Origin of the sequence: Bordetella genomosp. 6, from assembly GCF_002119705.1 — a bacterium.
GTDB classification, from domain to species: domain Bacteria; phylum Pseudomonadota; class Gammaproteobacteria; order Burkholderiales; family Burkholderiaceae_B; genus Bordetella; species Bordetella bronchiseptica_F.
Map to the genome: position 1 here is coordinate 5,065,069 of NZ_CP021107.1, position 17,773 is coordinate 5,082,841.

At 67.6% G+C, this 17,773-nt stretch carries 16 protein-coding genes; 6 read left to right on the plus strand and 10 right to left on the minus strand.

Annotation, left to right across the window (positions count from 1 at the left end; all coding sequences use genetic code 11):
* The first annotated feature begins 47 nt into the window (after positions 1-47).
* Complete coding sequence (locus CAL11_RS23800) at positions 48-707, plus strand: glutathione S-transferase family protein (RefSeq protein ID WP_033463409.1); 660 nt, start codon at positions 48-50, stop codon at positions 705-707.
* A gap of 173 nt (positions 708-880) precedes the next feature.
* Here the strand turns inward: CAL11_RS23800 and CAL11_RS23805 are convergent, their stop codons facing one another.
* From CAL11_RS23805 to CAL11_RS23815, 3 genes are read right to left on the minus strand one after another with little or no spacing between them, the layout of a single operon-like run.
* Positions 881-2,035 (minus strand): deoxyguanosinetriphosphate triphosphohydrolase, encoded by a 1,155-nt coding sequence (locus CAL11_RS23805; RefSeq protein WP_003806949.1) that lies wholly within the window; start codon positions 2,033-2,035, stop codon positions 881-883.
* The gene (aroB, locus tag CAL11_RS23810) at positions 2,032-3,108 is read right to left on the minus strand and encodes a 3-dehydroquinate synthase (protein ID WP_033463407.1); all 1,077 of its coding nucleotides are present in this window, start codon (positions 3,106-3,108) and stop codon (positions 2,032-2,034) included. The genes CAL11_RS23805 and aroB overlap by 4 nt, the downstream gene beginning before the upstream one ends.
* On the minus strand, positions 3,108-3,743 hold the full coding sequence (locus CAL11_RS23815; protein ID WP_033463405.1) for a shikimate kinase: 636 nt from the start codon (positions 3,741-3,743) through the stop codon (positions 3,108-3,110). The genes aroB and CAL11_RS23815 overlap by 1 nt, the downstream gene beginning before the upstream one ends.
* A gap of 113 nt (positions 3,744-3,856) precedes the next feature.
* Here CAL11_RS23815 and CAL11_RS23820 point away from each other — a divergent pair, with 113 nt between their 5' ends.
* The gene (locus CAL11_RS23820; RefSeq protein ID WP_033463403.1) at positions 3,857-6,301 is read left to right on the plus strand and encodes a penicillin-binding protein 1A; all 2,445 of its coding nucleotides are present in this window, start codon (positions 3,857-3,859) and stop codon (positions 6,299-6,301) included.
* A gap of 56 nt (positions 6,302-6,357) precedes the next feature.
* Here the strand turns inward: CAL11_RS23820 and cyaY are convergent, their stop codons facing one another.
* Positions 6,358-6,687, minus strand: a complete 330-nt coding sequence (gene cyaY, locus CAL11_RS23825; protein WP_033463401.1) for an iron donor protein CyaY — start codon at positions 6,685-6,687, stop codon at positions 6,358-6,360.
* Positions 6,688-6,706: 19 nt separating this feature from the next.
* Here cyaY and lptM point away from each other — a divergent pair, with 19 nt between their 5' ends.
* Together lptM and lysA are read left to right on the plus strand one after the other, a co-directional pair.
* The gene (gene lptM / locus CAL11_RS24595; protein ID WP_085963109.1) at positions 6,707-6,904 is read left to right on the plus strand and encodes an LPS translocon maturation chaperone LptM; all 198 of its coding nucleotides are present in this window, start codon (positions 6,707-6,709) and stop codon (positions 6,902-6,904) included.
* The gene (lysA, locus tag CAL11_RS23835) at positions 6,901-8,190 is read left to right on the plus strand and encodes a diaminopimelate decarboxylase (protein ID WP_086094454.1); all 1,290 of its coding nucleotides are present in this window, start codon (positions 6,901-6,903) and stop codon (positions 8,188-8,190) included. The genes lptM and lysA overlap by 4 nt, the downstream gene beginning before the upstream one ends.
* Positions 8,191-8,263: 73 nt before the next feature.
* Here the strand turns inward: lysA and ccsB are convergent, their stop codons facing one another.
* From ccsB to CAL11_RS23850, 3 genes are all read right to left on the minus strand, one after another.
* Positions 8,264-9,598 carry a c-type cytochrome biogenesis protein CcsB gene (ccsB, locus tag CAL11_RS23840; protein WP_086094455.1) on the minus strand — a complete coding sequence of 445 codons (1,335 nt, stop codon included), beginning with the start codon at positions 9,596-9,598 and terminating at the stop codon, positions 8,264-8,266.
* 9 nt (positions 9,599-9,607) lie between these two features.
* Positions 9,608-11,704 (minus strand): cytochrome c biogenesis protein ResB, encoded by a 2,097-nt coding sequence (locus CAL11_RS23845; protein ID WP_086094456.1) that lies wholly within the window; start codon positions 11,702-11,704, stop codon positions 9,608-9,610.
* Between the two features lie 118 nt (positions 11,705-11,822).
* Positions 11,823-12,524: a c-type cytochrome gene (locus CAL11_RS23850; protein WP_033463392.1), complete on the minus strand. Its 702-nt coding sequence runs from the start codon at positions 12,522-12,524 to the stop codon at positions 11,823-11,825.
* Between the two features lie 223 nt (positions 12,525-12,747).
* Between CAL11_RS23850 and yihA the strand changes: the two genes are divergently transcribed.
* Both yihA and hemB read left to right on the plus strand, forming a co-directional pair.
* Positions 12,748-13,371, plus strand: a complete 624-nt coding sequence (gene yihA, locus CAL11_RS23855) for a ribosome biogenesis GTP-binding protein YihA/YsxC (protein WP_033463390.1) — start codon at positions 12,748-12,750, stop codon at positions 13,369-13,371.
* A complete protein-coding gene (gene hemB / locus CAL11_RS23860; RefSeq protein WP_086094457.1) occupies positions 13,368-14,384 on the plus strand; it encodes a porphobilinogen synthase in 1,017 nt (338 codons plus the stop codon). The genes yihA and hemB overlap by 4 nt, the downstream gene beginning before the upstream one ends.
* Here hemB and CAL11_RS23865 read toward each other — a convergent pair.
* From CAL11_RS23865 to cutA, 3 genes are read right to left on the minus strand one after another with little or no spacing between them, the layout of a single operon-like run.
* A complete protein-coding gene (locus CAL11_RS23865) occupies positions 14,381-15,421 on the minus strand; it encodes a DMT family transporter (RefSeq protein WP_086094458.1) in 1,041 nt (346 codons plus the stop codon). The genes hemB and CAL11_RS23865 overlap by 4 nt on opposite strands.
* 41 nt (positions 15,422-15,462) lie before the next feature.
* The gene (dsbD, locus tag CAL11_RS23870; protein WP_086094459.1) at positions 15,463-17,415 is read right to left on the minus strand and encodes a protein-disulfide reductase DsbD; all 1,953 of its coding nucleotides are present in this window, start codon (positions 17,413-17,415) and stop codon (positions 15,463-15,465) included.
* 10 nt (positions 17,416-17,425) lie between these two features.
* Positions 17,426-17,767, minus strand: coding sequence for a divalent-cation tolerance protein CutA (cutA, locus tag CAL11_RS23875; RefSeq protein ID WP_003806936.1), 342 nt, complete (start codon positions 17,765-17,767; stop codon positions 17,426-17,428).
* Between the last annotated feature and the right edge of the window lie 6 nt (positions 17,768-17,773).

The window sequence follows — 17,773 nt, forward strand, 5'->3', positions numbered from 1 at the left end:
GGCACGGACACGAACCGTCCGCCCCCTTTTCTTTCCGCCTGGCCGCCATGTATACCCTGCTGATCGGCAACAAGAACTACTCGTCCTGGTCTCTGCGCGCCTGGCTGGCGTTGCGCCAGGCAGACATTCCGTTTGAAGAACAGAAACTGGGCCTGCTGACCGAGGCCTTCACGCAACGGCTGCAAACCATCACGCCGGCCGGCCTGGTGCCGGTGCTGCTCGACGGCGATTTCGCGGTCTGGGATTCGTTGGCGATCTGCGAGTACGTGGCCGAGCGCCATCCCGACGCCCAGCTGTGGCCGGCCGACCGGCGCGCGCGCGCCCGTGCGCGCTCGCTCGCGGCGCAGATGCACAGCGGGTTTGGCGCCTTGCGCCAGACGATGCCCATGAATGTCGAGGCCCGGCTGCCGGGCATCGACCTGGGCGCGGCGCAGGGCGATATTTCGCGTGTCCAGGCCATCTGGCACGACACGCGCGCCGAGTTCGGCCAGTCGGGCCCGTTCCTGTTCGGTCGTTTCTCGATTGCCGATGCGTTCTACGCCCCCGTGGTCTCGCGCTTCCAGACCTACGGCGTGGCCGCCGCCGGCGCGGTGCGCGACTACATGGAGGCCGTGCAGGCCCTGCCGGCCATGCAGGCCTGGACCCGCGACGCGCTGGCCGAAGCCACCTTCGTCGCCGACGACGAACCGTACCGCACGCACCGCTGAGCCGCGCTGCGCGGACGAAAAAATCCGCCAGCCCCGTTGCCGTCAGCAGATGCCCCTGGACTGCCGCGGAGCCGGCGAATAAAAGCACGGCGAAGTGCTGGCTCTATGCTAGCCCGGCGGGCCTGCGGCCCGCACCCCCCATTTGGGGTAGGCCGCATGGGCGAGGCCGCCCTTCAGCCCATTTCGAACAGCCGCCGATGCTCGCGGATCGCGTAGCGATCGGTCATGCCGGCAATGTAATCCGAGATGGCGCGCGCCTGGTCCTGCGGCTGCTCGCGCCGGTAGTCCGGCGGCAGCAAGCGCGGATCGCCCAGAAAGGCCTGGAACAGCTCGCGCACGATGCGCTGGGCCTTGGTGGTCATGCGCACCACGCGGTAGTGGCGGTACAGATTGTCGAACAGGAACTTCTTCAGCTCGTCCGCCTCGCGCCGCACCGCCGCCGAGAACCCCGCCAGCGGCGGCGCCCGGCGCACGTCGTCGGCGCTGGCCGGCGCGTGATCGCGGATGCGCGCCAGCGAGGTGGCGGTCAAGTCGACGATGAGCGTATTGATCATGCGCCGGATCGTCTCCGACGTGGCGCGGCGCGGCGCCAATTGCGGATAGCGGCGCGCCACCTCGGCGTAGTGGCGCGCGAAAATGCCGACCTCCTGCAACTGCTCCAGCGTGATCAGCCCGGAACGCAGCCCGTCGTCGACGTCATGGTTGTTGTAGGCCACCTCGTCGGCCAGATTGGCGAGCTGGGCCTCCAGCGACGGCTGGGTGCGGTCGAGAAAGCGTTCGCCCACCGCCCCCAACTGGCGCGCGTGCGTGGCCGAGCAATGCTTCAGGATGCCTTCGCGGGTCTCGAAGCACAGGTTCAGGCCGTTGAATTCGGCGTAGCGTTCTTCCAGCTCGTCGACCACGCGCAGGCTCTGCAGGTTGTGCTCGAAACCGCCCGCCTGCGGCGCCAGTTCGCGCATGCAGGCATTGAGTTCGTCCTGCCCGGCATGGCCGAACGGCGTATGCCCGAGATCATGCGCCAGCGCGATGGCCTCGGTGAGGTCCTCGGAAACCCGCAGGCTGCGCGCCAGCGTGCGCGCGATCTGGGCCACTTCCAGGCTGTGCGTCAGGCGGGTGCGGAACAGGTCGCCTTCGTGGTTGACGAAGACCTGGGTCTTGTATTCCAGCCGCCGGAACGCATTGGAGTGGATGATGCGATCCCTGTCGCGCTGGAACTCGGTGCGGTTCTCGGGCGGCGGCTCGCTGTGCCTGCGCCCGCGCGTTTTTGACGGGTCGGATGCATAAGAAGCCAGTTCGTTCATAAGCACTACCGTCCCGTCCTTGTTCATCGCGTGGTTCGTTCCAGCGCGGTCCGCACGTCCGCTTCCGGCGCCGCCCGGCTCAAGGCCTGGCCAATGCGCGGCATCAGTACGAAACGGATCTCGCCGCCTTCGGTCTTCTTGTCCACCTGCATCAGCGCCAGCCAGCGCTCGGCGCCCAGGTCCGGCGCCACCGTGGGGCAGCCGATCCCGCGCACCAGATCGCGCACCCGCCGCACATCGGCGGCGGGAAAGCCCGCCACCAGGGTGGACAGCTCGGCCGCCTGCACCATCCCGCAGCCCACGGCCTCGCCGTGCAGCCATTCGCCGTAACCCAGGCCGGACTCGATCGCATGGCCGAAGGTATGCCCCAGGTTGAGAATGGCGCGCAGGCCGGATTCGCGCTCATCCTGCCCCACCACCTGCGCCTTGAGCTCGCACGAGCGCCGGATCGCATAGGCCAGCGCCTTGGGCTCCAGCGCGCGCAAGGCGCCGACGTTGTCCTCGCACCACTGCCAGAAGCCGGCGTCCAGGATCAGACCGTACTTGATCACCTCGGCCAGCCCCGCGGACACTTCCCGCGCCGGCAGCGTGCCCAGCACCTCGGTATCGATCTCCACCGCCACCGGCTGGTAGAACGCGCCGATCATGTTCTTGCCCAGCGGGTGGTTGACCGCGGTCTTGCCGCCCACCGACGAATCCACCTGCGCCAGCAGGGTGGTCGGCACCTGCAGGAAGCGGATTCCGCGCATGTATACGGCGGCCGCGAAACCCGTCATGTCCCCGATCACCCCGCCGCCCAGCGCCACCAGGACGGCGCGCCGGTCCAGGCGGTTTTCCAGCAGGGCGTCGAAAATCAGATTCAGGGTCTGCCAGTCCTTGTGGGCCTCGCCATCGGGCAACTCGATGCGCAGCACCCGCTTGCCGGTGCGCGCCAGGGCCGCCTCGACGCGCGCGCCGTACAGGCCCGCCACGGTCGGATTGGTGACCACGGCGATGGCCGTCGCGTCGGCCGGGATCGACGCGTCCAGCGCATCCAGGCGTCCGGGGCCGATGTGGATGGGATAACTGCCACCGGGCGTGGCGACCTCGACAACGTCCATTATTTCTTCTCGTAGGCTTGCAGCTTGGGCAGCAGGGACTTCACCAGCGTGGCGATGGGCATGCTGCCGGTATCGATGACCAGATCGGCCACCTCGTTATACAGGGGTTCGCGCGCCACCATCAGCTCGCGCAGGGTGGCGCGCGGATCGGCGGTGGCCAGCAAGGGGCGGTTGCGGTCGCGGCTGGTACGCCGGAACAGCTCTTCCACGCTGGCGCGCAGGTAGATCACGATGCCGCGCTCGCGCAGGGCCTGCCGGTTCTCCTCGGCCAGCACCGCGCCCCCGCCGGTGGCAAGAATTATCTGCCGGCGTTGGGTACACTCTTGCAGTGCGGCAGCTTCCCGCCGGCGAAACCCGGCTTCGCCTTCGATTTCGAAGATGACCGGAACCCGCACGCCGCATCGCGCCTCCAACTCATGGTCGAGATCGATGAATTCGCGCCTCAGCGCACGCGCCAGGCCTCGCCCTATGGTGGTCTTGCCGGCGCCCATCATTCCCACCAGAAAGATCGGCAGGTCGTGCGGCAGGGACGCCGCCGGCTCGTCGCCGGCGCAGGCTACAGGGTGGGCGGCCTCCTGGTCGCCCGGTTGCGGGTCGTTGGCCGACGCCGCGCATAAATTAGCGGAAGCATTCATGCCGGCATTATCCCATCGCTGTCAGTTGCCCGCTTACCACACTGAACGATTCTGTTACAGAAACTGCCATGGCCCCAATTGGGACAATGGGAGATAACCGTACAATCGCCGCGATGAGCAAGCGCCAGAATTCAACCAAGCAGGACAAGCCCGCCAAGAGCGGTTCAGCGATTTTGCGGTTCTTCCTGAAGGCCGGCATCTTCTTTGGCGGCCTGGCGCTGTGCGGCGTGCTGCTGGCCGGCATGGCCCTGGCGCTGGCCTGGCCCAACCTGCCCGACCTGCACGCCATGACCGACTATCGGCCGCGCGTGCCGCTGCGCGTCTATACGGCCGACCGGGTGCTGATCGGCGAATTCGGCGAAGAGCGCCGCAACGTGCTGCGCTTCAACGAAATTCCCGATGTCATGAAGTCGGCGGTGCTGGCCGCCGAGGACGATCGGTTCTACCAGCACGGCGGCATCGACTGGATGGGCGTCATCCGCGCCGGCCTGACCAACCTGATCAGCATGTCGAAGTCGCAGGGCGCGAGCACCATCACCATGCAGGTAGCGCGCAACTTCTACCTGTCGTCCGAGAAGACCTACTCGCGCAAGTTCTACGAACTGCTGCTCACTTTCAAGATCGAATCGCAGCTCACCAAGGACCAGATCCTCGAGCTGTACATGAACCAGATCTACCTGGGCCATCGCGCCTACGGCTTCGCCGCAGCCTCGCGCACCTATTTCGGCAAGCCGCTGTCGCAGGTCACGCCGTCCGAGGCCGCCATGCTGGCCGGCATTCCCAAGGCGCCGTCGCGCTTCAACCCTATTTCCAACCGCCCGCGCGCCGAACTGCGCCAGCGCTATGTGCTGGGCCGCATGTATTCGCTGGGCTACCTGACCGAGCCCGAATACAAGGAAGCGGTGGCGCAGCCCATCGTGATCAAGTCGGCCGAAGGCACGCCGGCCGGCGGCTACGCCATCCACGGCGAATACGTCGCCGAACTGGCGCGCCAGCTGCTCTACAACGTGTACCAGGACAACCTGTATTCGCGCGGCATCAACATCTACACCACGGTCCAGTCGAAGGACCAGGAATCGGCCTATCGCGCGGTGCGCGATGGCGTGCTGGAGTACACGCGGCGCGCGCCCTACCCCGGTCCCGAGGAACAGCTGGACATGCCGGCCGGCGTCGAGAACGACCCGCAGGCGCTGGACGATTTCCTCGATGGCGTGTTCGACAAGTTCTCCGACAGCGGCGACCTGCTGACCGCCGTCGTGCTGTCGGCCAGTCCCACCGAGATCAAGCTGGTGCGCAGCTCGCGCGAAGTCATCTCCATCACCGACAAGAAGGCGCTGGGCGTGGTGGCGCGGGCGCTGACGGACAAGGCCAAGCCCGAGATGCGCCTGAAGCGCGGCTCGGTCGTCTACATCCACAAATACAACGACAACTGGGAAGTCATCAACATGCCCGCGGTGCAGGCCGCGTTCGTGGCGCTCTCGCCGCAGGACGGCGCCATCCGCGCCATGGTCGGCGGCTTCGACTTCTACCGCGGAAACTTCAACCGCGTGACGCAGGCGTGGCGCCAGCCCGGCTCGAACATCAAGCCGTTCATCTATGCCGCCTCGCTCGAGCGCGGCCTGACGCCGGCCACCCAGATCTCCGACCAGCCGTTCGAACTGTCCGCGGCGCAGACCGGCTCCAAGGCCTGGCATCCGAAGAACTACGGCAACCAGTACGAGCCCATGCTGACCATGCGCCAGGGCCTGTACAAGTCGAAGAACATGGTGTCCATCCGCATCCTGCAGGCCATCGGTCCGCAGTATGCCCAGGACTACCTCACCCGCTTCGGATTCGACAAGGCGCGCCAGCCCGCCGTGCTGCCGCTGGCGCTGGGCGCCGGCTCGGTCACGCCCCTGCAGCTGGCCGGCGCCTATGCGGTGTTCGCCAACGGCGGCTACCGCGTCACGCCCTACCTGATCGATCGCGTCACCGACAGCTCCGGCAAGGTCCTGATGCAGTCGCGTCCGGTCATCGCCGGCGATGCGGCGGCGCGCGCCATCGACGCGCGCACCGCCTTCGTCATGGACGATATGCTGCGCGGCGTGGCCACCAGCGGCACCGCCGCCCGCGCCCGCGCCACGCTCAAGCGCGGCGACATCGCCGGCAAGACCGGCACCACCAACGAATCGGTCGACGCCTGGTTCTCGGGCTATACGCCCAGCCTGGTGGCAACAGCATGGCTGGGCTTCGACCAGCCGAAATCGCTGGGTTCGCGCGAGACCGGCGGCGGCGTGGCCATGCCGATCTGGCTCGACTACATGAAGGATGCGCTCAAGGGCGTGCCCGAGGAGAAGCAACGGCCGCGCCCCGATGGCCTGCTGGTGGAGAACGGTGAGCTCTATTTCAGCGAGTTCCCGCCTGGCCAGGCGGTGGCGCGCCTGGGCTTGCCCCAGGCCGGCGACGCGCTGGGCGACTTCCTGAACGGCCTGACCGGCGGCAACGACAATTCGATCCGCGTGGCGCCCGGCGTGGGCACGCAAGGGTCGCAGCCCTGGAGCCAGAACATCCCGTTCTGACCCGTTGGCGGCCGGGCCGGGACGCAAGCGTCCCGGCCCGGCTTACACTGATGCGGTCAGAGGCGTACGGAAACCGGCACGCCGGCCGCCCCGGAACAGATCTGCGACAGGGCATCGGGCAGGCGCGGGCCGCCACGGGTATCGTTCCAGTGCTGGCCATCGTAGCGATAGTGGAAACCGCCGGTGCGCGCGGCGACCCACAGCTCCTGCATGGCGGCCTGCGCATTGACGACGACCTGGGTGCCGTCTTCGAACACCAGCGTCAGCACATTGCCGCTGCGGGTGGCTTCGATATCGACATCCAGGCCCGCCGCCCAATCGTCCGCCTGGCTTTCGATACTGTCGAGCACCTGGTCGACCAACGCAAGAAATTCGGTTTCCGTCATAATCCAACCTGCAACAATTATGGAGTTCCCTGTGTTCCATTCGGCACATAACCGTCTGGCTCTACGCATTGTAGCCACGCTGGCCCTCGGCGGGCTGCTTGCCGCCTGCGGCTACAAGGGTCCCCTGTATCTGCCGCCGCCCGAGCCCGGCCAGCCCGCGCCCACAGGGCAGCAAACGCCGCCCCCCTCCATCCCCCCTGCTCCGTCCCTGCCATGACCGCCGTTTCCGTCCAGCCCGACCTGGCTGGTTCGCCCCATTTCCGCTACCAGAACGGCGTGCTGCACGCCGAAGACGTGCCGCTCGACAGCCTGGCCGCCCAGTTGGGCACGCCGCTGTACGTCTACTCCCGCGCCGCGCTGCGCTCGGCCTGGGAGAACTATCGCGCCGCCATCGGCGAGCGCCCGGTGCTGGTGTGCTTCGGCATGAAGGCCAACTCCAACCTGGCCGTGCTGAAGGAATTCGCACGCCTGGGCGCCGGCTTCGATATCGTGTCCGGCGGCGAGCTGGCGCGCGTGCTGGCCGTGGGCGGCGACCCCGCCAAGGTCGTGTTCTCCGGCGTGGGCAAGCAGGTCTGGGAAATGCGCGCCGCGCTGGAAGCCGACGTGAAGTGCTTCAACGTCGAGTCCGAGGCCGAACTCGAACGCCTGTCCGAAGTCGCCGTCTCCATGGGCCGGCGCGCGCGCGTGTCGCTGCGTGTCAACCCCGACGTCGACGCCCAGACCCACCCCTACATCTCGACGGGCCTGAAGGAAAACAAGTTCGGCATCGCCATCGAATCCGCCCCGGCGGCATACCGGCTGGCGGCCCGCCTGCCCGGCGTCGAAGTGGTCGGCGTCGATTGCCATATCGGTTCGCAACTCACCGACATCAGTCCGTACTTCGACGCACTGGAAAAGCTGCTGGACCTGATCCAGCAACTGGCCGAAAACGGCATCGCCATCAAGCACCTGGACCTCGGCGGCGGCCTGGGCATCCGCTACACGGACGAAATCCCGCCCTCGCCCAAGGCCTTGCTCGACCGGGTGTTCGAGCGCATCAGCGCGCGCGGCCTGGCTCACCTGCACATCGTGCTGGAACCCGGCCGCTCGCTGGTCGGCAATGCCGGCGTGCTGCTGACCACGGTGCAGTACCTCAAGCACGCCGAGGCGCGCAACTTCGCCATTGTCGACGCAGCCATGAACGACCTGCTGCGCCCGGCCCTGTACGAGGCCTACCACGGCGTGCAGCCGGTCACGCCGCGTGCCGACAAGCGGGTCGAATACGACGTCGTCGGACCGGTCTGCGAAAGCGCCGACTGGCTGGCCCGCGGCCGCGCCCTGGCGATCCAGGCCGGCGACGTGCTGGCGGTGGAGTCCGCCGGCGCCTACAGCATGGTCATGGCCAGCAACTACAATACCCGGGTGCGCGCGGCCGAAGTCATGGTCGACGGCAACCGCCACTACGTCGTGCGCCAGCGCGAAACGCTGGAGTCGCTGTACCAGGGCGAATCCACGCTGCCCTGACGCGCCGCCGGCGGCGCCCCCAAAGACAATGCCCCGCATCCGCGGGGCATTGTCTTTGGGGGCACGACGCGGTTCAGAGCTCGCCGTACGAGTGCAGGCCCGACAGGAACATGTTCACGCCCAGGAAGGCGAACCCCGTTATCAGCAGGCCCACCAGGGACCAATACGCCGCCATGGTGCCGCGCAGGCCCTTGATCAGGCGCATATGGAGCCAGGCGGCATAGTTCAGCCACACGATCAGCGCCCAGGTCTCCTTGGGATCCCACTGCCAGTAGGCGCCCCAGGCGTCGGCGGCCCACAGCGCCCCCAGCACTGTCGCCACGGTGAAGAATGCGAACCCGATCGCGATGGCCCGATACATGATGTCGTCGAGCACTTCGAGCGACGGCAATGCCTGCGCGATGCGCGCGCGGGCCAGCAGAATGCCGCCCACGATCACCACGCCCGCGCCGCAGTAGATCATCCAGGTGGCGGACAGGCCCTCGGTGCGGAAGACGATGGGCTCGACGCACAGGGCAACGCCCAGCACGAACAGCGGCGCCAGCTTGAGCCACGACGTGGTCTGGCCATGCTGCTTGACGAGGTAGGCGAAGCCCACCATGGCCGCCAGCGAGAACGTGCCGTAGCCGATGAAGTTGGCCGGCACGTGCAGCTTCATCCACCAGCTCTTGAGCGCCGGCACCAAGGGCTGGATCTGGCCGGCGTCGCGCGTGAACGAATACCACAGCAGGAAGATGGTGGCCGATGTGATGACCAGCAGGACGAACCCGCCCAGCGCCCGTGTGGCGTACTTGCGCTCGTAGTACAGGTAGAAAAGCGCCGTGATCAGCGCGAACAGCACGAACACTTCGTACAGGTTGCTGACCGGAATATGACCCAGATCGGGCCCCATCAGATGGCCTTCGCGCCAGCGCACCAGCAGGCCAGTCGTGCCGGCGAAGACTGCGCCCCACGTCAGCGCCGTGCCCAGCCAGGCCGCCGTCGGGCTCAGGATCCCGATCCAGTAGCACAGCATCGCCAGCACGAACAGCGCGCTCATCCACAGGATGGCCGATTGCGACGAAAGCAGGTACTTGAGGAAGAACACCTGCTCGGCGCGCGCCAGGTCGTTCTGGTACAGCAGCAGCGCCAGCCCGGCGGCAAGCGCACAGGCGATCATCAGGTGGCGCAGCGGCCGCCACAGCCACCCCAGCCAGGCCAACGCCGGCACGGTGCCACAGAGAATCAGCTTCTCGTAATAATCCATGGCGCCGCTGAAGCGGGTCAGGGCAAAGCCCGCCCCCGCCGCCAACAGCAGGAAAAATGCGATATCGGTCCAGTCGGGCCGGCCGCGCTGCGCGCGTCCGTCGCCCGTCTGGGAAAAACCGCTCGTCCAGGCCGCGGCGGAATTGCTGGTGGTGGTAGACATGAAAACCCCTTACGGCTTGCTCTGTCGCAATAATGCCTCGCGCAGGCGATCGAACTCTTGATTGAAGTCCAGTGTACGCTTCTGCGAGGTCATGGCTGCCTCGATGCTGCTGCCGGCGCCGTCGGCGGCGGGCTTGACCCACACCCATATCCGCCTGTCGCGGATATAGAACATGGCGAAAATCCCCAGGATAAGCAGTACGCAGCCCAGGTACACGGCATTCTTGCCGGGCGTGCGGGCCACCTGGAAAACGCTGCCCTGGCGCTCCTGGAAATCGGTCAGGCTGAACATGACCGGCGCCGGATAGAAGGCCAGGTCCGACAGCGCCGCCACCGCTACGCGCGACCATTGCGCCGCCTCGTCGGCCTGCGGGCCGCTTTGCGGCAGCGCCGGCAGTTCGGCCCGGGCGCGGGCGATATCGCGCAGCTCGGCCACGCTGGCGCCCACCAGGCGCACCACGATGCCCGCGGCGCGCTCCAGGTCGTCGGGCGCCGTATTGGCCTGCAGGAAGTCCGCAATGGCCTGCAGGCCGCCGTCCGCGAAGGTGGCCAGGGCCCGCTGCGCCGCGGTCTCCAGGGGCTGGCGATCGGCGCCGCTGGGCGCGTTGCGCTCGGCGAAGCGGCGGGCCGCCTCCTGGCGCGCCGCCGGATCGGCCAGGGCCGCGCGCAGGCGCATGAATTCGGCCAGCGACCCCTGGTCGTCGGCCGGAATGCGCAGGTACTGGAAATCGTCGGCCGGGTTGTTGCGCACCGCGCTCAGGAATACCGGCACCCCGTCGAGCACGACCGGCAGCATGTAATTCTGGAATTCGTGCGCCTGGCCGGCGTCGTCGATCAGCTTGTAATCGATGCGCGGCCCCACATTGCGCAGGTTTTCGTTCTTCTTGCCCGCGGCACTGCCGGCCACCGACGCCACATGGTCGCGCAGGCTGAGATTCTGCGCGCCCGGCTGCCCGCCCGAGAAATCCTCGACGTTGATCACGCGCAGCGCGGTGAACTCGATCTTCATGCTCTTGGGCTGGTCGCCGATGCGCGCGCCGATCTCCGACGTCCGGCCCACCACGCCATCCACCTTGAACGGCGTATCGCCCGCGCCCACCAGCGGATAGCCGGTCAGGCTGACCGAACTGCCGCCATCGTCGAAACTGCTCTGGTAGACGGTCACACCCTTGTAGCGCAACGGCTCGTTGACCTCGATGGTCTGGTCGAACATCTCGCCAGTCTCGGGATCCGTGACCTCGACCAGGCTGAGAAAGCGGCTGGGCATGCCGGTGGAGTAGTAATCGACCGTGAACTTCTTCAGCCGCAGCGAGAACGGCAGCGGCTGCACCAGCGACCGGTCGTTGACCGCGATGGTGGCCAGGCTCGCGTTGCTGCCCTCCGGGACCCAGAGATTGGCCCGGTAGCTGGGGTTGTTGACCGACAGCAGGGCGCTGTCCGGGATGTCCGCGCGCGCCATTTCGCCGTTGATGGCGATCGGCTGCTTGCCGTCGAACAGCACCTGCAGCCGCACCGGCGCCTCGCTGTCGAGCAGGCCGCCGATGCAGATGATGACCAGCGCCGAGTGCGCGAAGACGTAGCCCAGGCGGTTGGCGCTGCCTTTCTTGGCCGCCAGCATGATGCCGTCGCCGTCGCGGCGCTCGCGCACGGCGTAGCCGAACTGGCCCAGCAGGCCGGTCACGCCCTGCGCCGTCTCGCTGACCGGCTGCGCCACCTCGGCCTGGACGCGGTGCGGAAAAGCCCGCAGGCTGCTGGCGCGCACGTGCTCGCGGAACGAACGCGCCTCCCGCAGCATCTTGGGGGTATTGCGGATCAGGCACACCGAGGTGGACACCACCAGGAACGTCATGATCAGCAGGAACCACCAGCTGTTGTAGACGTGCCAGATGGAGAATTTGTCGAACACCTCGAACCAGAACGGCCCGAACTGGTCCACGTACACATTACTGGGACGGTTCTGGGCCAGCACCGTCCCCACGATGCTGGCGATGCAGATGAACATCAGCAGGCTGACGGCGAAACGCATCGAGCCCAGCAGTTCGAAGAAGTCGCCGGCCAGGCTGCGCAGGGTGTGACGGGAAGAGGGGGCTGTGGAGGTGGCGTTCATGAAAAAAGGGGGGCCGCGCAATCGGCTTCCCCCCTCATAGACAACGGGCTCGGCAAACTTGTTCCGGCGCCCGGTTAAATTCTGGCGCGGCACCTGGCCGCGCCCGTCTCAGGCCCGGTCAGCGCAAGCCCGCGGCGTAATCGGCGACAGCCTTGATATCGGCGTCGGACATACGGTCCGCGATGTCGTGCATGGGCACGCTATTGCCACGTTCGCCGCTGCGGAACAGCTTGAGCTGTTCTTCGATGTACGACGAAAACTGTCCCGACAGGCGGGGATACTGGCCCGGAATGCCCGCGCCGGTGGCGCCGTGACAGGCCGCACAGGCCGGCACATTGCGATCGGCCAGGCCGCCGCGCCAGATCTTCTGGCCCAATTCGACCAGGCTTTCGTGGCCAGCGGTGGCCGGCTCCTTGAGCGGCTGCTGCGACAGATACAGGGCGACGTTCTGCATGTCCTGCGCCGTCAGGGGCTGGGCCATGGCGGTCATGGGCGTGGGATTGCCCCCCGGCCCCATGCGCAGCGGCAGCTTCTCGCCTTCCTTGACCTTGAATTCCGTCAATTGCTTGACCAGGTATTCGTGCGGCTGGGCCGCCAGGTTCGGGTTGGCCGGTATGGTGCTGCTGCCTGCCGCGCCGTGACAGGACGCACAGGCGATGACGCCACGCGACGCATCGCCCTGATCGTACAGCTGGGCGCCCTTGGCGGCGTCCGGCTTGGCCGGGCCCGCAGCGCCGTCGGCGGCGAAACTCATGGAGTGAACCGATGCACCCAGCACCAGTCCGCTTGCTACCAACATCCGGGACAGCACACGCTTCATGAAATCCTCGACGATCGGACTCGATCAAGGCGCCTAAAGCGCCCTCCCATGCCTGCCCGCGCGGCTGCGAGAGTGGACGAAAACGTCTCCGCCCCATCCAGCCCTGGCATCGGCGCCGGCCTGCGTCCTCGAACGCGAAAAAGCCAGCCCCGCGCGCGGAGACTAATGTTGCAAACGCCGGATTATACAATAGGGATCGAAACCAACCGTATCGGACTCAACCGTGTCCCTCCTACATCGCGCGTCTTTTTACATTTCGGCAGCCCGTCTGGACCAGTTGCCGCCTGCCGGCGCGCCCGAAGTCTGCTTCGTCGGCCGCTCCAACGCCGGCAAATCCTCGGCCATCAATGTGCTGTGCAACCAGCGGCGCCTGGCGTTTTCAAGCAAGACGCCCGGCCGCACGCGGCTGATCAACATGTTCGGCCTGCCCGACCCCCTCGCGCCCGGCGAACACCTGGGCTTCCTGGTCGACCTGCCCGGCTACGGCTATGCCTCGGTCGCCCATCGCGAGAAGGAAAAATGGGCCGACATCCTGGGCGGCTACTTGCGCGACCGCGCATCGCTGGCCGGCATCGTGCTGCTCATCGACATCCGCCGCGGCGTCACCGATCTCGACCGCCGCCTGGCCAACTTTATCGCGCCCACCGGCAGGCCAGTGCTGGCCTTGCTGACCAAGGCCGACAAGCTGCCGTACGGGCAACGCATGCGCACGGTATTCGCCGTGCGCAAGGACCTGGCCGATATCGGCGCGCTGCATATGGTGCCGTTTTCATCGACCGAACGCATCGGCCTGGAAGAGGCCGGCGCCCACATCGAGAACTGGATCTCTCCCAAGGTAGTGCCATGAACCCGCAGATCATTTCCGCCGCATTCCCGGTATCCCGCCCCCGCCGCCTGCGCCGCGACGATTTCACGCGCCGCCTGGTGCGCGAGAACACGCTGACCGCCGACGACCTGATTTACCCGGTCTTCGTGACCGAAGGCAAAGGCATACAGCAGGCCGTGCCCTCGCTGCCCGGCGTGGTGCGCTACTCGCTCGACACGTTGCTGCCGGTGGCCGAGCAATGCGTGAAGCTGGGCATCCCGGTGCTGTCGCTGTTTCCGGCCATCGACCCGGCCCTCAAGACGCCCGACGGCATCGAGGCGGCCAACCCCGAAGGCCTGATCCCGCGCATAGTGGGCGAGCTGAAGCGGCGCTTTCCCGAGCTCGGCGTGCTCACCGACGTCGCCCTCGACCCGTACACCAGCCACGGGCAGGACGGCGTGATCGACGCCGACGGCTACGTACTGAACGAGCCTACCGTCGAAATCCTCATCAAGCAGGCGCTGGTGCAGGCCGCCGCCGGGGTGGACATCGTCGCGCCCAGCGACATGATGGACGGCCGCATCGGCGCGATACGCCAGGCGCTGGAAGGCCAGCAGCATATCCACACCCGCATCATGGCCTATTCGGCCAAGTACGCCAGCGCCTTCTACGGCCCGTTCCGCGACGCGGTCGGCTCGGCCAGCAACCTGGGCAAGTCCAACAAAATGGCTTACCAGATGGACCCGGGCAACATCGACGAAGCGCTGCGCGAAGTCGCCGCCGACCTGCAGGAAGGCGCGGACATGGTGATGGTCAAGCCCGGCATGCCCTACCTGGACGTGGTGCGGCGGGTCAAGGACGCGTTCCGCGTGCCGACCTTCGCCTACCAGGTGAGCGGCGAGTACGCCATGATCAAGGCCGCCGCCGCCAATGGCTGGCTCGACCACGACAAGGTCATGATGGAGGCCTTGCTCGGCTTCAAGCGTGCCGGCGCCGACGGCGTGCTGACCTACTTCGCCCTCGAGGCCGCCACGCTGCTGCAACAGCAGCGCTAGGCCCGTCTGGCCGGGGCCGGCCGCCGCACATCCGCCTGCTCCGTCGCCGGGGCGGGCGCGGTCCGCAGGCCCAGCCAGGTGCCCGACAGCACGCAGGCCAGCCCGGCGAAATGCAGCGCCGTGATGCGCTCGCCCAGGAACACCGCGGCCGCCAGCAGCCCGAAAATGGGCAGCCAGTTCACGAACATGGCGGCCCGGCTCATGCCCAGGCGGGCAATGCCGGCATTCCATAGCAGGTTGCTCACACCCGACGCGATGACGCTGGAAAACAGCACCACCAGCCACGGCCAGGGTTCGAGCGTCCACGACGAGGCCAGGTAGGTGGCGGGCGACAGCGCCGCATGGGCGCTGAGGGTGACCGCGCCCACCAGGTACATGTACCAGAGGATGGTCAGGGGATCGAGGGCGCGGGATACGCGCTGGATGATCAGGCCGCCGATGACGAACACGATCACCGCGCACAGGGCCAGCACGTCGCCCCGGCCGACGCTGGCCAGCACGCCATCGCCGCCGGCCACCACCAGGGCCACGCCGCCCAGCCCCAGCGCCGCGCCCCCGATGCGCGAGGCGGTCAGGCGCTCACGGTAGAAGAAAGCCGCCAGCACCACCGAAAACAGGGGGCTGGTCGCCATGATCAGCGTTGCATTGGCCGCCGGCGTCAGGCGCAGCGCGCTCACCAGCAGGATCTGGTGCGCGTACACCACCAGCAGCCCGGCACAGGCCAGCCAGCCGAATTGCCGCAACGACAGGCGCGGCACCCCGTGCAGGCGCCACAGCAGGATCGCCGACACCGCCACGAAGGCCACCACGATGCGCACCGCGGCGACCACCTGCACGTCCATGTGGAACGTCAGGTATTTGACGGCGACGAGATTGACGCCCCAGGCGGCCATGACCAGCAGCAACTGCAGATACACACGGCCGACATTGGCCGGAGACGCGATGGCGGTGGACACGTAATGGGATGAAGGGTGGAGGGCTACCGGATTCCGCCGGCGCGGCTGGTATGGGCAACATCGTACCAGCCTCTCGGGCACGCCATCGCCCCGGGCGCGCCCCGGGGCGATGCGAGGCGGCGTCAGGAGCCCGCTTGCGTCGGGCCCGGCGCGCCGGACCTGTCCGCCACCTGCTCCAGCACGCCGGCAAAACGCCGCGCATCCTGGAAACCCACGACCCGGATGTCCTCGATCAGCTTGCCGCCGGGCTCGAAGAACATGATGCCTGGCGGGCCGAACAGGCGGAAACGCTTGAGCAAGGCGCGATCATCAGCATTGTTCTTGGTGACGTCGGCCTGCACCAGCAGCATTTGCGACATGCGCGCGGCCACCGTGGGATCGCTGAAAGTGAAGTGCTCCATCTCGCGGCACGACACGCACCAGTCGGCATAGAAATCCAGCATGACGGGCTGGGTGCTGCGGGCCAGCAAGGCATCGAGCTCGGCGTTGCTGCGCACGCGCACGAAGCGCGTCTTGTCCATGGCCGCCGGCCCGGCGGCGGCAACGGCGGCGCCCGCCGGCGCGCGCGCCGCCAGGTGCGACAGCGGCGCCAGCACGTCGCGGCCGCCGCTCAGCGCCCCGATCAGCCAGGCCGCGCCGGCCAGCGCCAGCAGCAGGCCCAGCCCCTTGGCGAACATGCGCGGCGCGCCGGAGCCCGCCGGCAGCGCATCGAAGGCGCGCAGCATGACCGCGCCCACCACCGCCAGGAACGACCAGCCCAGCATTTGCACCCAGGTGGGAACCACCGGGATCAGCATCCACCACGCCGTGCCCAGCAAGAGCATCCCGAACACGCGCTTGACGCTTTCCATCCACGGGCCGGTACGGGGCAACAGCGTGCCCGCCGACGCGCCCACCAGCAACAGTGGAATGCCCATGCCCCAGGCCATCGCGAACAGGGCCGCGCCGCCCAGGATCACGTCCCCGGTCTGCGAGATATACAGCAACGCGCCCGCCAGCGGCGCGGCCACGCAAGGGCCGACGATCAGCGCCGACAGCGCGCCCATGACCAGGGCGCCCGTCACGCGGCCGCCCGGGATCCGGTTGGAACGCTCGCTCAAGCGGGCCTGCAGGCCGGCCGGCATCTGGAACGTGAAGGCGCCGAACATCGCCAGCGCCAGCACGGCCAGCAGGACGGCGAACAGCGACAGGATCCACGGCGTCTGCAGCCACGCCGCCAGGCCCGCGCCGCTCAGGCCGGCCGCCACGCCCAGCGCGGTATAGACGACCGACATGCCGAGCACATAGGCTGCGGCCAGGCCCAGGCCGCGCCAGCGGCTCGGACGCTGCGCCTGCGAACCGCCCAGCACGATGGACGAGAGTATCGGCACCATCGGCAATACGCAGGGCGTAAACGCCAGCAGCATGCCCAGCAGCAGGAACACGCCCGCCGTCTTCAGCCACCCGCCGCCGCCGATGAAGTCCGCAAGCCGCGTATCGCCGGCTTCCAGCAGATTGTCGAGCGCGCCCCCGCCTTGCGACGCCGCGGCCGGCGGCGCGGACGCCGTGCCCGCCGCGAGCGCGTAGCCGCCCGCCACGGGCGTCAGCTGCACCGTGTTGTCCATCGGCGGGTAGCACAGGCCTGCGTCGGCGCAACCCTGGCTGGTGACGGTCAGGGTGAACGGCTGCCCGTTGCCCTGCGACAAGGGCACTCGCACCGCCACGGCGCCGTAAAAGACCTCCATATCCTTGTCGAAGGTGGGGTCATACTTCACCGTGCCTTGTGGATAGGCGGCCTCGCCCAGCGTTGCCGCCTGCGCCGGGCTGGCCGACAGGCCGAAACGCTCGCGGTACATGTAGTACTCGGGCGCGATCCGGTAATTCAGGACCAGCGTAGCGGGGTCGGCCATGGCGGCGCTGAACACGAAAGCCTGCTCGGGCGGCAGGAAATCGTCTTCGGTCAGCGCGGCCGCGGGGCGGGCGAACACCGTCAGCACCAAGGCCAGCATCAACGCCAGCCAGCGCCCCGCGGCCCCAAGGCGGCCTCTTGCGCTCGCGCCGTGCCCGATGGCCAGCGCGTGTCCGTACTGCATCATTCCTTCCTCTCTATTGCGAATCGACGCCGCTGCTTTGCTCGCGTACCCAGTCCAGGTAGGACGCGATGCCGCCGATGACCGGCAAAACGATGATTTCCGGCACTTCGTAGGGGTGCAATTGCGCCAGCGTCTGCACCACCGCCTGGTGCCGGGCGTAGGTGGTCTTGATCCACAGAGGAATCTCGTCGGCGCCCTCTACCTCGCCTTTCCACCTGTACACAGACAGCACCGGGGCGCCAAGGTTCACACAGGCGGCCAGGCCGTCCTCGACCAGCACATGAGCCATGCGCTTGGCCAGCAGCATGTCTGGCGCATTGCTGATCACCAGCACGACGTCGTCATCTCGCAACATGGCAGC

Excerpts from the sequence above, each read along its gene's own strand:
- hemB (WP_086094457.1), top strand. The coding sequence starts at position 13,368 with ATGAACCCGCAGATCATTTCCGCCGCATTCCCGGTATCCCGCCCCCGC.
- CAL11_RS23845 (WP_086094456.1), bottom strand. The coding sequence starts at position 11,704 with ATGAACGCCACCTCCACAGCCCCCTCTTCCCGTCACACCCTGCGCAGC.
- lysA (WP_086094454.1), top strand. The coding sequence starts at position 6,901 with ATGACCGCCGTTTCCGTCCAGCCCGACCTGGCTGGTTCGCCCCATTTC.
- CAL11_RS23820 (WP_033463403.1), top strand. The coding sequence starts at position 3,857 with ATGAGCAAGCGCCAGAATTCAACCAAGCAGGACAAGCCCGCCAAGAGC.
- cutA (WP_003806936.1), bottom strand. The coding sequence starts at position 17,767 with ATGTTGCGAGATGACGACGTCGTGCTGGTGATCAGCAATGCGCCAGAC.
- CAL11_RS23800 (WP_033463409.1), top strand. The coding sequence starts at position 48 with ATGTATACCCTGCTGATCGGCAACAAGAACTACTCGTCCTGGTCTCTG.
- ccsB (WP_086094455.1), bottom strand. The coding sequence starts at position 9,598 with ATGTCTACCACCACCAGCAATTCCGCCGCGGCCTGGACGAGCGGTTTT.
- lptM (WP_085963109.1), top strand. The coding sequence starts at position 6,707 with ATGGAGTTCCCTGTGTTCCATTCGGCACATAACCGTCTGGCTCTACGC.
- dsbD (WP_086094459.1), bottom strand. The coding sequence starts at position 17,415 with ATGATGCAGTACGGACACGCGCTGGCCATCGGGCACGGCGCGAGCGCA.
- CAL11_RS23805 (WP_003806949.1), bottom strand. The coding sequence starts at position 2,035 with ATGAACAAGGACGGGACGGTAGTGCTTATGAACGAACTGGCTTCTTAT.
- CAL11_RS23815 (WP_033463405.1), bottom strand. The coding sequence starts at position 3,743 with ATGAATGCTTCCGCTAATTTATGCGCGGCGTCGGCCAACGACCCGCAA.
- CAL11_RS23850 (WP_033463392.1), bottom strand. The coding sequence starts at position 12,524 with ATGAAGCGTGTGCTGTCCCGGATGTTGGTAGCAAGCGGACTGGTGCTG.
- aroB (WP_033463407.1), bottom strand. The coding sequence starts at position 3,108 with ATGGACGTTGTCGAGGTCGCCACGCCCGGTGGCAGTTATCCCATCCAC.
- cyaY (WP_033463401.1), bottom strand. The coding sequence starts at position 6,687 with ATGACGGAAACCGAATTTCTTGCGTTGGTCGACCAGGTGCTCGACAGT.